This is a genomic window from Neisseria sp. P0009.S007, assembly GCF_051962515.1.
Window position 1 is genome coordinate 1 of the sequence record NZ_JBQCVF010001156.1, and the last position, 260, is coordinate 260.

At 54.6% G+C, this 260-nt stretch carries 1 pseudogene; it reads left to right on the forward strand.

From position 1 onward, the window contains the following. Positions 1-260: pseudogene (locus tag ACTHS3_RS18130) on the forward strand (hypothetical protein); the annotation flags it as partial.

Consider the following 260-nt stretch of genomic DNA (forward strand, 5'->3'; position numbering starts at 1 on the left):
TTCCAACTTAAGCCCAAACACCTAATCCGCGCTTTATTCCTTGTCAGCTTTATCGCCGTTGCCGCCCTTGTTGCCGGCGTATTCAGCACCCTAAACTCCGGTAAAACCGACGTACCCGAAAAAAGCCCTGCCGAACAAACCGACACACGCATTGAAGTTTGGCGCCCCAACGGCGCAATCGAACCTGAAACCGTTCAGCCTGCCAAAGACGGCGACGCAAAAACCGCCTCCGGAAACCCTGTCGTCCCACAGGACGAAAA